The sequence below is a fragment of the Nitrosomonas sp. genome (genome assembly GCF_040240425.1).
GTDB lineage: Bacteria > Pseudomonadota > Gammaproteobacteria > Burkholderiales > Nitrosomonadaceae > Nitrosomonas.
This window is the reverse complement of record NZ_QPHG01000006.1, coordinates 24,931-39,442: the sequence shown is the minus strand read 5'-3', so window position 1 is coordinate 39,442 and position 14,512 is coordinate 24,931. Positions and strand designations below refer to the sequence as shown.

The window sequence follows — 14,512 nt, the reverse complement described above, 5'->3', positions numbered from 1 at the left end:
GGGGGAAATGTGTGAAATTTCAAGAGTGGATTAACCGGCCGAACGGATGGCGTGAATCTTTCTATGGCGTGATGCGGGTTTAATGAGCATGTGCTCGATTTCAGCAGCGGTGACCGGCTTGCTGAAATAATAGCCTTGATAGTGATTGCAATGCTGAGCACGCAAAAGATTGAGCTGTTCCTCTGTTTCTATGCCTTCTGCGATGACATCCATTTCCAGGCTGTGCGCCATCGCGATGATCGTTGCAACAATGGTGTGGTCGCTTCTGTCGGTGACGATGTCGCGCACAAAGGTGCGGTCGATTTTGAGCGTATGAATCGGAAAACGCTTCAGATAACTGAGACTTGAATAGCCGGTGCCGAAATCATCAATTGAGATACGAATGCCCATGGCGTTGAGACAATTGAGTGTTTCCACGACTTTCTCAATATTATCGATCAGCATGCTTTCGGTGATTTCCAGCGTGATGTAGTGGGCTGCTACGCCGGTTTCGTCCAAGATACGCGCAATATTATTGATTAACTCCTTATCACGGAATTGCCGCGCGGATAGGTTAATGGCTACTTTGGGGATGCGGTAGCCTCGCGCTTGCCAGGCGTTGATTTGTTCGCACACCGTTTTTACTACCCATTCACCGATCGGAATAATTAAACCGGTTTCTTCCGCCAGATTGATGAATTTATCCGGTGCGATCAGCTTGTGTTGCGGATGCCGCCAGCGCAACAACGCTTCGACACTGTGCAACTGATGATCCGGCATATCCATGATCGGCTGGTAATGTAAAACTAGCTCATTGCGCTCTAACGCATAACGTAAATCGAGGCCGAGCGTATGTCTTTCATGAGCTGATTTGTTGAGTTCATCAGTGAAGAACTGATAGTTGTTCCGGCCGTTTTCCTTGGCATGATACATGGCCACATCGCTGTTTTTCAGCAATGTTTCGGCATTAGCGCCATCGTCCGGGAAGACGGCGATGCCGATGCTGCCGCAGATATGTAATTCATTTTTGTGGATATAGTAGGGGCGAATCAATGCATCGAGAATTTTCTGCGCCACTTTGGCGGCATCCAGCGACTCCGCAATCGCATTCAGCACCACAATAAATTCATCGCCGCCTTGCCGGGCGACGGTATCTTCGCTGCGCACGCAAGTCAGCAGTCTCTCCGCGACCGCTTGCAGCAGCAGATCACCGATATCGTGACCGAGCGAGTCATTGATGGTTTTGAAATGATCCAAATCGATAAATAACACCGCCATTTGTTTTTGACTGCGTGTATCGTGAACCAGTGCCTGTTCGATGCGATCTTGCAGCAAATGCCGGTTGGGCAGGCCGGTTAGTGCATCGTGCGTGGCCATTTCGATGATGCGCTTTTCGGCTTCTTTACGCTCGTACCAGCGGCTCAGATCATGCGCAATCGTGTCAATAAGATTCTGCTCATAAGGTAAGGCGAATGGAATATCCTGCGTATAGGCTACTTCCAATCGTCCGCATGCTTCTCCATTAGCGATGATCGCGGCGTTTATCGTATGAGTAAGACTGTCTTGATATCCGGCAGTGGTGAACCGCGTACCGCCAAGTGTAATCGTAGCGGCGGCTATGTCAGAAAATTGCAGCGCCTGTATTAATGACCTTAATATGCTTTGGCAGGTTTTTTCGGTATCTTGATCCTGTTCCAGATAATTGCGCACCATATGCAAGCAATTGCTTTCTTTCAGCCGCTCGCTTAAGTCCAGATCATTTTGCTTGCGTGCGGTGATATCCACCCACACAGCTAGGTAACGATCGATTTCTCCGTGAACATTGACCAGCGGTACGATGGTCGAATCAACCCAGTAGAGCTTGCCTGATTTATCGCGATTGCAGACTTCCCGGTGCCAAGTTTGACCTTGTACGATAGTGGCCCACATTTCGTCGAAAAATGATTTTGGATGCGTGCATGAGTTCAGAATACGATGATTCTTGCCAATCAATTCTTCCTGCGTATAGCCGCTGACCTCGCAAAACTTTTCGTTGACCTGAATAATGTTGCCTGTGCGATCCGTGATTGAAATTAAGGCGAGTTTGCCTATCGCATTTAAATATGCGGTCAGCTCCAATGAAATTCTTTCAGCATTGTTTTTAGCTTGTAGCAATTCCTCATGCGCTTTGATCGAGGCATTTTTCGATTTAATCGTTTTGTGAATAAGTGGCTTGGTTAACCAATAAACAATCGCCATGCCAGCCAGAACAAGCAAGGCTAGGTAAAATAAGATCGTTCTGATTTGCTCGGAGAAATTGCCATAAAGTTCTTTTTCATCCATCTTGAGCACGGCGCCTAGGCCGTAGGCCACGGGCGAATGCGCCGCGACGACATCCATTTGCCGGTAATCCTTCGTAAATCTAACGCCGTTTTGTCCTTCAAGTGCAAAGTGCACCGGTAATGGTTTGTTGTGCATGATGCGTTGCATGCGTTTAAATTGGCTTCCATCCAGCTCACGCACGAAGCAATTCATATCGAGATTACTTTCTTGGATCGGCGCGCAAAGAAGAAAGTCGCCGGTTCTACCGATCAAAACGGCTTCTTTGAATATCCTCGTAAGACCGGGTATGTGTTCTTCGGTTGTGATCCGGCCAATGACGTGATTCTCGCCATTCAGTACCGGAAGGGAATTACGGATAATGAACTGTTCTTGCCACAATAGCATTGTGCGGATGCCGGGACCGGCGCTCAGTTCGATACCGGGGTGCGCGTGACTGGAATTAATGCCTGCATCGACGATAAGATTGTCTCCGGAGTCATAGATTTTGATGCCGGAGAAAGACGTGGTTAGTATTTTTTCCGTGGTTTTCAGTAGTACGGCAATGTCTTCGTGTTGGGATTCAGCGGCGTTAAGTTTTTCCAAGCTTTCAATCAGAGCCGTATTAACGGATATTGCCCGGCTATTTGCCAGGGAATGCGAGATCTGATTTTCTATCAGTCTAACGGTATTTTCTAAAGTGGCACGGAGTCCTGAAGTGGCCATGGCTTCGGTTTGCGGCTGCATGATGTTGTATACGGAAAAACCCGCTGACAAGATCAGGATACTCAGTGTCAATCCGCTGATAACACGGATTTTTTTATCGTCCTGATTGATGAAAAAAAGAAACATGTTTTGTCGTATGGCTATTGGCCGGTCAGTGGGTGTGGTTTCAGCGTAAGGCATGTATTATCGGTGGACTGACAATAGACTTAAGTCTTATTTAAAGGGCATTTTTACCCCTTATTTTCAGTATGATGAGGCGGGATTTAAATCGGGTTTTAATTCTTTAAGGCTGGGGCTAGCGTCCGATAAACAGCAGCTCGGCCGGAAAATGACCGGCGGATTTTTGAATCTATATTTTTTTCTTGCTAGGCTCCGGGTAAGGATAAAGGATATTCAGCGCTACGCTTTTGCCCGCCGTTTCGACGATACGCACATGTTCACGTTTAAATTGCCGCGCATGGCGCAAACCGCATGAATGGGCAATCATGTTGATTTCTTTGTTGACATTCCGGGCGTAATTCGCAACCCGCAGATATTTTTCTTCCACCACCAATCCGTTTTGCAGCCGTTCGTCATGCGTTGTAATGCCGGTCGGGCAGGTATTCAGATGGCAGCGCATCGCTTGGATGCACCCAAGTGAAAACATGAAACCGCGTGCGGTGTTGACAAAATCGGCACCGGCGCAGAGCGCCCAGGCCCCTTCTGCGGATGTCACCAGTTTTCCGGCTGCCACCACATAAATGCGCTTCTTCAGATCGGATTGCAGCAGCGCATCGACGACGCGTGGCAGGGCTTCCGCAATCGGCAGACTGACGTGATCCATCAAGGTTTGCGGTGCCGCGCCGCTGCCGCCTTCGCCGCCGTCGATGGTCAAAAAGTCCGGCGCATATTCGAGTCCACGGCGATTGATACTGTCGCACAGCTCATTGATGAAATTCCACCCGCCGATTGCCGTTTTGATGCCGACCGGGCGGCCGGTCAGCTCACGGATGTAATGAATTTTATCGAGCAGCTCGTCGATGTTGTTGATGTCCTTGTGGCGGTTCGGGCTGATCGAATCCTGATTGACCGGAATGCCGCGGATCGAGGCGATTTCTTCATGCACTTTACCGGCTGGCAGCAATCCGCCCTTGCCGGGTTTTGCGCCTTGCGATAGTTTGATCTCGAAGGCTTTGACGACTTTGCTGAGCTCTTTCGCGCGCTGCGCTGAGAAATTACCGTGCTCGTCGCGGATGCCGTACTTCGCGGTGCCGATTTGCATGATCAAATCGCAATCGCCTTCCAAATGATACGGCGCCAACCCGCCTTCACCGGTATTCATCCAGCAACCCGCCTGCGCGGCGCCGAGCGATAACGCCCGCACCGCCGGTTTGGAAATGGCGCCGTAACTCATGCCGCTGATATTGATGATCGATTTCGCTTCGAACGGCTGCTCGCAGTAGCCTTCGCCGATGCGTAACGACGGCGTGGGCAACTGATCTTCTTCTTGAATCGGGAAAGCGGCGTTGACGAAAATGATCGAACCTGGCTGGCGTAAATCATTGGTTGAACCGAAGCCGACCAGACTGCCCTTATTCTTGGAATTCTTGTAAATCCAGCCGCGCGTGGCCCGATTGAACGGCATCTCGTCGCGGTCGTTGGCGAAGAAATATTGCCGGAAGTATTTGCCCTGGATTTCGAAAAAATAACGCAACCGGCCAATCACCGGGTAATTGCGCAGGATCGAATGCTTTTTCTGCGTGACGTCCTGGATGAACCAAACGGCGATCAAACCGACAGCGGCTACGCCCAGCATTGCGGCAATACTGAAAAAGATCAAGTCAAAAGCGCTGGACATATACTCTCCTTATTTCGCAAGCCAATCGCTATACTAGCTGTTCGATTGGCGGAAGTGAACCACTTGTGTGCACTATAATGCATGGCTTCATGGCGGTTGAGGATAAAAATGCTGGATTTACACGATGAAATTCGCGCTAATGTGCAACGCGCGCTGCAAGAAGATATCGGCAGCGGTGATCTGACGGCGTCGCTGATTCCAAGCGGTAAAGTACTGAGCGCAACGGTTGTCAGCCGGGAAAATGCGGTGCTATGCGGGATGCAATGGTTCGAGACTTGTTTTCTGACACTGGCGGCGGACACCGAGATCGAATGGTTTGCCAAGGATGGCGATGCGGCGCAAGCCGGACAAGAATTATGCAAGATCAAGGGCAATGCTCGCACGCTGCTGACGGCGGAGCGTTCGGCGCTGAATTTTCTGCAATTGCTGTCTGCCGTAGCGACGCAAACTAAACGGTATGCCGATGCCGTCGCCGGTACCCGGGCGGTGATTGTCGATACGCGCAAAACGCTGCCGGGGTTGCGGCTGGCGCAGAAATACGCAGTGACGTGTGGCGGCGGGGTGAATCATCGCATCGGGTTGTACGACGGGATTCTGATCAAGGAGAACCACATCATCGCCGCCGGAGGGATTCAACCGGCTTTAAGTAGGGCGCGCGAAATCGCGCCGCCGGGCGTATTTATCCAAATCGAAGTGGAATCGTTGCAAGAATTGCAGGAAGCATTGGCAGCGGGCGCCCGGATGGTGTTGCTGGATAATTTTACGTTGAATCAGCTAGCGGATGCGGTGACGTTGACTCGCAAGCAAGCGGGGGAATCTGTCATATTGGAAGCATCCGGCAACATTACCTTGGATAACCTGCGGCAGGTGGCGGAAACAGGGGTGGATCGGATTTCGATTGGTGGCTTAACCAAAAATATTCAAGCGATCGATTTGTCGATGCGCTTTGCCGAGTCGGAATAAAACGGTCGAGCCGGGCGGGATTGTTAGTCGGATGATGGTTTTGCAGGTTGATCCAATGCCAGGAAGTGCGCCTGCGTATTTTCCGCTTCCGAAGCCGGTTCGAACCAAGCGAGATTCTGATGCAACTTGACGACTTGCCCGACGATGATCAGGGTCGGCGGGGTCAAATGAGCGGTTTCTGCAAGATCCGGCAGTGTTTGCAGGGTTCCGGTCACAATTCTTTGTTTTTGCGTGGTGCCTTGCTGAACGATAGCAGCGGGTGTGCTGTCCGGCAGGCCGTGCGCGATCAGTTGCTGGCATAGCACGGGCAGACCCAGGAGTCCCATATAAATCACGATGGTCTGATTCGGGCGGGCGAGATGGGGCCAGTCGAGATCGATACTGTTATTTTTCAAGTGGCCAGTGACAAAAATGCACGATTGCGCATAATCCCGGTGCGTCAACGGAATACCGGCGTAAGCGGCGACACCCGATGCGGCGGTAATGCCGGGCACGACTTGAAAAGGAATGCGGTGCGCAGCCAGGGTTTCGATTTCTTCGCCACCGCGGCCGAAAATGAACGGGTCGCCGCCTTTTAGCCGCAGCACGCGTTTGCCTTCCTGCGCCAGCCGTACCAGCAGTTGGTTGATCGATTCCTGCTGCAAAGTATGGCGGTTGCGCTCTTTGCCGGCATAAATGCGTTCGGCGTCGCGGCGCACCATGTCCAGAATCGCGGGTGAAACCAGACGGTCGTAAACCACGACATCGGCTTGCTGCATCAGGCGCATGGCGCGGAACGTCAGTAAGTCGAGATTTCCCGGCCCGGCACCGACCAGATAAACCTCGCCTTGCGGCGGTTTGTCTTTTTCCTGCTGCAAGGATTGCAATAAATAATCCTGTGCAGCTTCGTCTTTTCCCGCCAACACCATTTCGCTGAAACGGCCTTGCAGTGTCTTTTCCCAGAAAACCCGCCGCTTCTCCGGGTGTGTGAACTGTTGTTTAACTCGTTCGCGGAATTTTCCCGCCATTGCGGCGAGGTGCCCGTAAGCGGCCGGTATCATGGTTTCCAGTTGCGCGCGCAAAAGTCTCGCCAGAACGGGCGATTGCCCGCCGCTGGAGATGGCGATGAGCAACGGTGAACGGTCAACGATGGACGGCATGATAAACGTGCAAAGATCGGGATTGTCGACTACATTGACCGGAATCCGCTGCTGCTGCGCGGCTGCGGAAACTTGCTGGTTGGTGTCGCGGTCGTCGGTGGCGGCAATGACTAAAACGATATCTTCCAGATGTCCGGACTGAAAGAATTCAGCGTGGTGATTGATTTTGCCTTGCGCGTGGAATTCATTTAATGCGCTACTCAGCTCTGGCGATACCACCGAAACATGCGCACCGGTCTGAAGCAAAAGCATAACCTTGCGCGTGGCGACCTCGCCGCCGCCGACGACTAGGCAAGCTTTGTTTTTGATGTTGAGGAAGACCGGTAGAAAGTCCATGATGTTTCGACGAGTTCTTTAATCCCAATAATAAGGAAGCGCTGATCAATTCTAAGCCAAATACCGGCTTATGGGTTAATCAGCGCTTCCTTGAGTTGCGGCTATTTTCTACAGCGATATCCGTGTAGAAGTTTTTACCGGATGAAGGCTATAAGCTGGATTCCAGTTTAAGTATATCTTCCAGCTTGATGTTCGTTCCGGTTCCTTTGAACACAGTGCCTACTTTCTTCTTGTTCAGATGCTCGATGTTGAGGTTATAGACTTCTTTTGAGAGCGGGAAATATTTGACTTCCGTCACCAGCGCCGCGGCATTTTGCATATAAAAATTAACAAATTCCTGAATTTCGGGTTTTTCGGTGGACTTGGCGTTAATGTAGATGAATATCGGGCGCGATAATGGTTTATAGCTATTATTTTCAACCGTTGCAGCGGATGGCAGCACGCCGCCGTTGCCGTTGTCGATCGCGACGGCGCTGATTTTTTTACTATTTTCGATGTAATACGCGAAACCGAAGAATCCTAGCGCGTAAATGTCGCTGGCGACACCTTGTACTAGTACGTTGTCATCTTCAGAAGCAGTGAAATCGCCGCGGCTTGATTTGGCTTTGCCGACGACGGCTTCGGTGAAATACTCAAATGTGCCGGAATCCGCACCTGGACCGTAGAGCTTGATCTTTTTGTCCGGCCATTCGGGATTGATCTGATTCCAGTTGGTGATTTTACCTTGCGCACCGGGTTCCCAGATTTTTTTCAGTTCCTCGACAGTGATGGTTTTGCTCCAGGTATTTTTGGGATTAACAACGACGGTCAGAGCATCAAATGCGATCGGCATTTCGATATATTGCACACCCGCTTGCTTGCAGGCTTCCATTTCCAATTCAGTGATGGGGCGCGAAGCATTGACGATATCGATTTCATTGCGGCAGAATTTTTTGAATCCACCGCCGGTTCCGGAGATGCCGACAGTGACACGAACCGCACCGCGCTTGGCGATCTGGAAGTCTTCCGCAACCGCTTCGGTAATGGGGAAAACCGTGCTGGAGCCGTCAATCTTTACGATTGGACTGGCGATTGCTGTTGTAATAGCGGACGCGCTCAGCAGTGTAGCCGCTAGGAATGTTCTGAAGTTAAACGAGGTCAACATGAATATGTTCTCCAGGTGAGTCAATAAAATGGTCATGAAAGATTGTGCAACCGGTGCGGTATCTTATTTCAGAATTGTTACAGGATTATGACAATACTTTTTTTGTCTTAAGGCCGATGCGCGTGTGTTGATTTTTTGCGAATGTTTGTAAAAAATCTGCCGGTAAAAATAACGCCTGTATCAAGAATTGCTGGCCGTCTGTATGGTTGCAGCGATGCGCTCGGCCCAGTGGTTGATTTTATGCTTCGATTCACCTTCCACCATGACACGGATCAGCGGTTCCGTGCCCGATGCGCGAATCAGCACGCGCCCTTTGTCATTCAGATCGGTTTCGGCTTCTTCGCGTACGGCTTGGATCGCTTTATTGGCGCTGAAGTTAAACGGTTTGGGAGTTTTTACGTTGATCAAGCGTTGCGGGTAAAGCGAGACGCCGCGCAGGAACTCGGCCAGAGTTTTATTCGTATCGCGTAATGCATACAGCACTTGCAGAGCGGAAATAATGCCGTCGCCTGTCGTATGCTTATCCATGCAGATGATATGTCCGGAATTTTCACCACCGAGCTGCCATCCTTTCTCTTGCAATGCCTCCAACACGTAGCGGTCACCAACATTTGCGCGAAGAAATGGAATATTCATTTTTTTGAATTGCGCTTCGATCGCGAGATTGGTCATCAAGGTACCGGCAACTCCGCCGGTCAGCATTTTATTCTGCTGGCGGTGTTTGGCGATAATATAAATCAATTGATCGCCATCATAAATCCGACCATTTTTGTCGACCATCATGAGCCGGTCGCCGTCGCCATCCAACGCAATCCCTAAGTCGGCGTGGTGCTGTTTGACAGCTTTTTGCAACGTCGCGCAATGCGTTGCGCCGCACTCCAGGTTGATATTCAGTCCATTGGGCTGTACGCCAATGGTGACGACGTCTGCACCCAATTCGTGCATGACGTGACCGGCGATATGATAAGTGGCGCCATGTGCGCAATCGACGACGATACGTAGTCCGCGCAAATCAAGGTGATAAGGGAAAGTACTTTTGCAAAATTCGATATAACGTCCAGCGGCATCGTCAATACGCTGTACTTTTCCTAATTGCGCGGAAGGTTTGGTTTCGATCGGTGCATGGATGCCGCTTTCGATTTTATGCTCTATTTCGTCCGGCAGTTTTCTTCCTTCGGCAGAAAAGAATTTGACGCCGTTATCCTCGAATAGATTGTGCGAAGCCGAAATCACGATTCCGGCTTGCAGCCGCAAGGCGCGAATCAGGTACGCGATGGCCGGGGTCGGCATCGGCCCGGATAGAATGACATCCACACCGGCGGCGCATAAGCCTGCTTCCAAAGCGGATTCCAGCATATAACCCGATACCCGGGTATCCTTACCGATCAGAACGGTTGGACGTTTGCCTTGCATTAGATGCCAGTCCGCAGCAGCGAGAACTTTGCCGGCGGAGTAGCCTAGATGCAGAATAAAATCCGGCGTGATGGGTTCTTTGCCGACACGCCCGCGGATACCATCTGTTCCAAAATATTTTTTAGTCAATTTGAGTGGTGTTGTCAGTTGCGATTCGACGCGGTTAAGTTGATTTCCTGTGCAGCACAATTTTTCATGGCATTGTAGATCGCAAGTGCTTCCCTGGTTGCTTTGACATCGTGCACACGTACAATTTTGGCACCTTTGGTTACTGCTAGCAAGGCTGCCGCGATACTTTCATGAATGCGGTGATCTACGTTGTTTCCGGTAATCGCCCCGAGCATGGATTTGCGCGATAAGCCTGCTAACAATGGAACGCCAAGCGTAGTCAATTGATCCAGCTGGTTTAACAGGGTGAAGTTATGGTGCAGTGTTTTGCCAAAGCCGAAGCCTGGGTCGATAACTAGCCGGTTTTCCGCTATACCGGCTGCGGCTGCTGCCTGGATGCGTTGTTGCAGGAAATCGTTCACTTCATGAACGATATTCTGGTATTGCGGGTTTGCTTGCATCGTCTGCGGTGTGCCTTGCATATGCATTAAGCAAAGCTGCACATGATCGCTTTGTGCGACGGCTTCCAATGCGCCGGGGCTGCGTAGCGCATTCACGTCATTGATCATGAAAGCGCCCGCGGCTATGGCGTGTTTCATCACTTCGGGCTTTGAAGTATCGATCGATATAGAAATTCCGGTATCGGCAAGCGCTTCCAGCACAGGGATAACGCGCTTTAACTCTTCTCCGGTGCTGACTTGCTGACTCCCCGGGCGCGTTGATTCTCCACCGATGTCCAGGATGTCGGCGCCCTCATCGATCAGATTCCTGGCATGCGCAATGGCTTGCTGCGTTGATAAATACAATCCGCCATCCGAGAAAGAGTCCGGCGTTACGTTGATGATGCCCATGATCAACGGGCGGCTGCTTGAGAGAATAGGGTTTTGCTGTAATGAAGACACTATGCGTTAAGGAATTGTAAAAGTGAAAACGGGATACGATTTTATGGTCGTATCCCGTTTATTTGGATCGCAGATGATTAGTCTGCTTCTTTAGCTATTTCTTGCGGTGCTGCGGGTTCCTTGGGCTCATCCGTTTTAACCGCAGTAGATGGTTCTTCGCTTGCCGCTGTGGAAGACATTGATTGAGGCGGTTTGGGTGGACGTGGTGGACGGCCGTCCATAATATCGTTGATTTGATCACTATCGATCGTTTCCCATTCCAGCAATGCTTGTGTCATTGCTTCAATCTTGTCTTTGTTTTCTTCAATGAGTTTACGAGCAATCGCATACTGTTCATCCACAATGCGGCGAACTTCCGCATCAACGGCTTGCATCGTTTTTTCACTCATATTTTTATGCGTGGTTACTGAACGGCCGAGAAAAACCTCGCCTTCATTTTCACCATAAACCATCGGTCCAAGTACGTCAGACATCCCCCACTGGGTAACCATTTGCCGCGCCAATTCGGTAGCACGCTCAAAGTCATTGGATGCGCCGGTAGTCATTTGATGCATGAAAACTTCCTCAGCAATACGGCCACCAAACATCACGGAAATTCTTTGCAGAATTTCTTCCCGTTCCATGCTGAAACGGTCTTCCGTTGGCAATTGCATCGTGACACCCAATGCGCGGCCACGCGGAATAATCGTCACTTTGTGCACTGGATCGGTTTTCGGCAGCAACTGAGCCACTACCGCATGCCCCGATTCATGGTAAGCGGTATTGCGGCGTTCGTGCTCCGGCATGACCATCGAGCGGCGTTCCGCGCCCATGAAAATTTTGTCTTTGGCGCGTTCAAAGTCTTCCATGTCAACCAGCCGCTTGTTGCTGCGTGCGGCAAACAACGCTGCTTCATTGACCAGATTGGCCAGATCAGCGCCCGACATACCGGGAGTGCCACGCGCCAGAATATCCGCTTTGACATCGGGTGAAAGCGGTACTTTGCGCATATGTACATGCAGAATTTGTTCGCGCCCACGAATGTCCGGTAACGGTACCGTTACTTGACGGTCAAAACGGCCAGGACGTAACAATGCAGGATCCAATACGTCAGGACGGTTCGTTGCTGCGATTACGATCACGCCCATGGCACCTTCAAAACCGTCCATTTCCACCAGCAATTGGTTGAGCGTTTGTTCGCGTTCATCGTTCCCGCCACCTAGTCCGGCACCGCGTTGACGGCCAACTGCATCAATCTCGTCAATGAAGATAATGCAGGGCGCATGTTTTTTAGCTTGCTCGAACATGTCACGCACACGGGATGCGCCCACACCGACAAACATTTCAACGAAATCCGAACCGGAAATGCTGAAGAAAGGTACTCCAGCTTCTCCTGCGATGGCTCGCGCCAGCAATGTTTTACCAGTACCTGGGCTGCCTACCATCAAAACGCCGCGCGGGATTCGTCCGCCAAGTTTCTGGAATTTGGATGGGTCGCGCAGGAATTCAACCAGCTCTGCTACTTCTTCCTTTGCTTCCTCGCAACCTGCGACATCGTTGAAAGTCACTGTGTTGGCTGATTTATCTAACATGCGCGCTTTGCTTTTACCGAACGAGAATGCGCCGCCATTACGGCCGCCACCTTGCATTTGCCGCATGAAGAAAATCCATACTGCAATCAGTAATAGCATTGGGAACCATGAGATGAAAATACTCATCAGCATAGATGGTTCTTCTTCTGGCTTAGCTTCGACAATGACGCCAGCTTTGAGTAAATCACTGACCATCCATGGATCAGATGGTGCATAGGTTGTAAAGCGTCTGCCATCGGATTTCGTACCTTTCAGGGTACGGCCTTCAATGACAACTTTGGCAATTCTGCCTTGATTCAATTCAGAAATGAATTGAGAATATTCCATTGGTACTTGCGTCGGTTGACGTACGCTGAATTGGTTAAATACGGTCATCAACACAAGTGCAATTACCAGCCAAATGGCCATGTTTTTAATTAAGTTATTCAAGATAGCTCCTTGGTTTGCACCTTAAAAATCATTGATTGGACATTCTAACTCTATTTTGTCAAATAGAACAGAACAGTTCATGTTATAGAAATTTGCTATCAAACTATCATCCTACTCTTTACATTTGTCTTAATCACTGGGGGGATCCATTCATTTCTCAGCGGCTTCCGGTGTTACTTTTTTCCGAGTCCTAATAAATATAATTCGTTGCTGCGATCACGTGAGGCTTCTGGTTTTCGTACCACAACGCTTTTAAATCCGGTGCACATGTCGCGATGAAACTGCTCAAAATCCCTGCCTTGAAAAACTTTGACTAGGAAATTTCCGCCATAGTTCAGTTGTTCCATCGAGAATGCCAGCGCCAGTTCAGCCAAGTACATACTTCTGGCCTGATCGCTGACTACAATACCACTCATATTGGGCGCCATGTCTGAAATGACAAGATCCGGCTGCCGCTCCTCCAGATGTTTTCTTAATTCAAACAGAGCACGTTCTTCTCTAAAATCATCCTGAATAAATGCCACACCGGGCAAAGGCGCCATTTCCAGAATATCCAATGCAATTACTTTTCCTTTCTGGCCTACTTTCTGGCTGGCGACTTGCGACCAGCTGCCGGGTGCAGCACCTAAATCGACAACAATCATACCGGATTTAAATAGATGATCCCGTTCGGCGATCTCAAGCAGCTTGTAAGCGGCGCGAGAACGATAACCTTCTTTCTTGGATTGCTTGACGAAAAAATCATTAACATGTTCTTTCATCCAAGCTTTGCTGGTTTTAGCCCGTTTCATCAAGTAAAATAATACGTTTAAAGAGAATTTATGTTAACACTAACAATTGCTCAACGGCGCGAATTGAAAGCGCAAGCACACGCGCTCAATCCGGTTGTCATGATTGGGAAGTCGGGGTTGTCGGTCACGGTTATCGAAGAATTGGAGCGCGGGCTTACAAGTCATGAACTGATTAAGGTTAAGGTTCAAGTCGATGATCGGATCGCCAGGAATACGCTATTTGAAGAAATCTGTGAGAAGCTGAGTGCCGCACCGGTGCAGCATATTGGGAAAACTTTTGTTATTTACCGTCCCAAGCCGGAAGAGGCCGATAAAAAATCCGCGCGTCCTTCCCAGAAAAAGAAACGCGAGCCTTTTCGTACCAAACGTAGTTATCAGAATTGAGTTTTAGCGGCATCAAATGTATTTAACATCCAATATTTCGTATTCACGTATTCCGCCGGGTGCCTGAACTTCGGCGATATCGCCTGCATATTTGCCGATTAGAGCGCGTGAAATGGGGGAGCTGATGGAAATTTTTCCATTTTTGATGTTGGCTTCGTCGTCACCGACGATTTGATAGGTGACCGTATCACCGCTTTGCAAATCTTCTAGTTCAACAGTGGCGCCGAAAACACAAGCACCGTCGGCGTTAATCAGTGCGGGATTAATGATCTGAGCGCTGGAGAGTTTGCTTTCCAGCTCGGCAATACGGCCTTCAATAAACCCTTGTTTTTCCTTAGCAGCATCATATTCGGCATTTTCGGACAGATCGCCGTGCGAACGCGCTTCTGCAATCGCCGCAATGACTGCGGGGCGATGTACGGTTTTCATTTCGTGTAATTCTTTGCGTAGCGCTTCCGCTCCGGCTACTGTTAAAGGGATCGTGCTCATTGT

11 protein-coding genes are annotated in these 14,512 nt (G+C 50.0%); 2 read left to right on the top strand and 9 right to left on the bottom strand.

Translation table 11 applies throughout. The features are described 5' to 3' along the window. Nucleotides 1-30 precede the first annotated feature (30 nt). Nucleotides 31-3,183: a sensor domain-containing protein gene (locus DU481_RS03330; protein WP_350132560.1), complete on the bottom strand. Its 3,153-nt coding sequence runs from the start codon at nt 3,181-3,183 to the stop codon at nt 31-33. Between the two features lie 169 nt (nt 3,184-3,352). After that, complete coding sequence (locus tag DU481_RS03325) at nt 3,353-4,840, bottom strand: FMN-binding glutamate synthase family protein (RefSeq protein ID WP_107802636.1); 1,488 nt, start codon at nt 4,838-4,840, stop codon at nt 3,353-3,355. Between the two features lie 108 nt (nt 4,841-4,948). Here DU481_RS03325 and nadC point away from each other — a divergent pair, with 108 nt between their 5' ends. Next, on the top strand, nt 4,949-5,803 hold the full coding sequence (gene nadC / locus DU481_RS03320) for a carboxylating nicotinate-nucleotide diphosphorylase (protein ID WP_350132557.1): 855 nt from the start codon (nt 4,949-4,951) through the stop codon (nt 5,801-5,803). 23 nt (nt 5,804-5,826) lie between these two features. Here the strand turns inward: nadC and cysG are convergent, their stop codons facing one another. From cysG to DU481_RS03290, 6 genes are all read right to left on the bottom strand, one after another. Then, nucleotides 5,827-7,278, bottom strand: coding sequence for a siroheme synthase CysG (cysG, locus tag DU481_RS03315; RefSeq protein WP_350132555.1), 1,452 nt, complete (start codon nt 7,276-7,278; stop codon nt 5,827-5,829). A gap of 148 nt (nt 7,279-7,426) precedes the next feature. After that, nucleotides 7,427-8,422, bottom strand: coding sequence for a PstS family phosphate ABC transporter substrate-binding protein (locus DU481_RS03310; RefSeq protein WP_350132553.1), 996 nt, complete (start codon nt 8,420-8,422; stop codon nt 7,427-7,429). Nucleotides 8,423-8,602: 180 nt separating this feature from the next. After that, a complete protein-coding gene (glmM, locus tag DU481_RS03305) occupies nt 8,603-9,964 on the bottom strand; it encodes a phosphoglucosamine mutase (RefSeq protein ID WP_350132550.1) in 1,362 nt (453 codons plus the stop codon). 14 nt (nt 9,965-9,978) lie between these two features. Then, the gene (folP, locus tag DU481_RS03300) at nt 9,979-10,794 is read right to left on the bottom strand and encodes a dihydropteroate synthase (RefSeq protein WP_350132713.1); all 816 of its coding nucleotides are present in this window, start codon (nt 10,792-10,794) and stop codon (nt 9,979-9,981) included. Nucleotides 10,795-10,922: 128 nt separating this feature from the next. Continuing rightward, nucleotides 10,923-12,845, bottom strand: a complete 1,923-nt coding sequence (gene ftsH, locus DU481_RS03295; protein ID WP_350132547.1) for an ATP-dependent zinc metalloprotease FtsH — start codon at nt 12,843-12,845, stop codon at nt 10,923-10,925. 173 nt (nt 12,846-13,018) lie between these two features. Beyond that, nucleotides 13,019-13,636 carry an RlmE family RNA methyltransferase gene (locus DU481_RS03290; RefSeq protein ID WP_350132544.1) on the bottom strand — a complete coding sequence of 206 codons (618 nt, stop codon included), beginning with the start codon at nt 13,634-13,636 and terminating at the stop codon, nt 13,019-13,021. Between the two features lie 30 nt (nt 13,637-13,666). On the opposite strand from DU481_RS03290, the gene yhbY reads away from it, so the two are divergent. Further along, the gene (gene yhbY / locus DU481_RS03285; RefSeq protein ID WP_107802652.1) at nt 13,667-14,020 is read left to right on the top strand and encodes a ribosome assembly RNA-binding protein YhbY; all 354 of its coding nucleotides are present in this window, start codon (nt 13,667-13,669) and stop codon (nt 14,018-14,020) included. Between the two features lie 12 nt (nt 14,021-14,032). Here the strand turns inward: yhbY and greA are convergent, their stop codons facing one another. Then, nucleotides 14,033-14,509, bottom strand: a complete 477-nt coding sequence (gene greA / locus DU481_RS03280) for a transcription elongation factor GreA (RefSeq protein ID WP_090315591.1) — start codon at nt 14,507-14,509, stop codon at nt 14,033-14,035. Nucleotides 14,510-14,512: the final 3 nt, after the last annotated feature.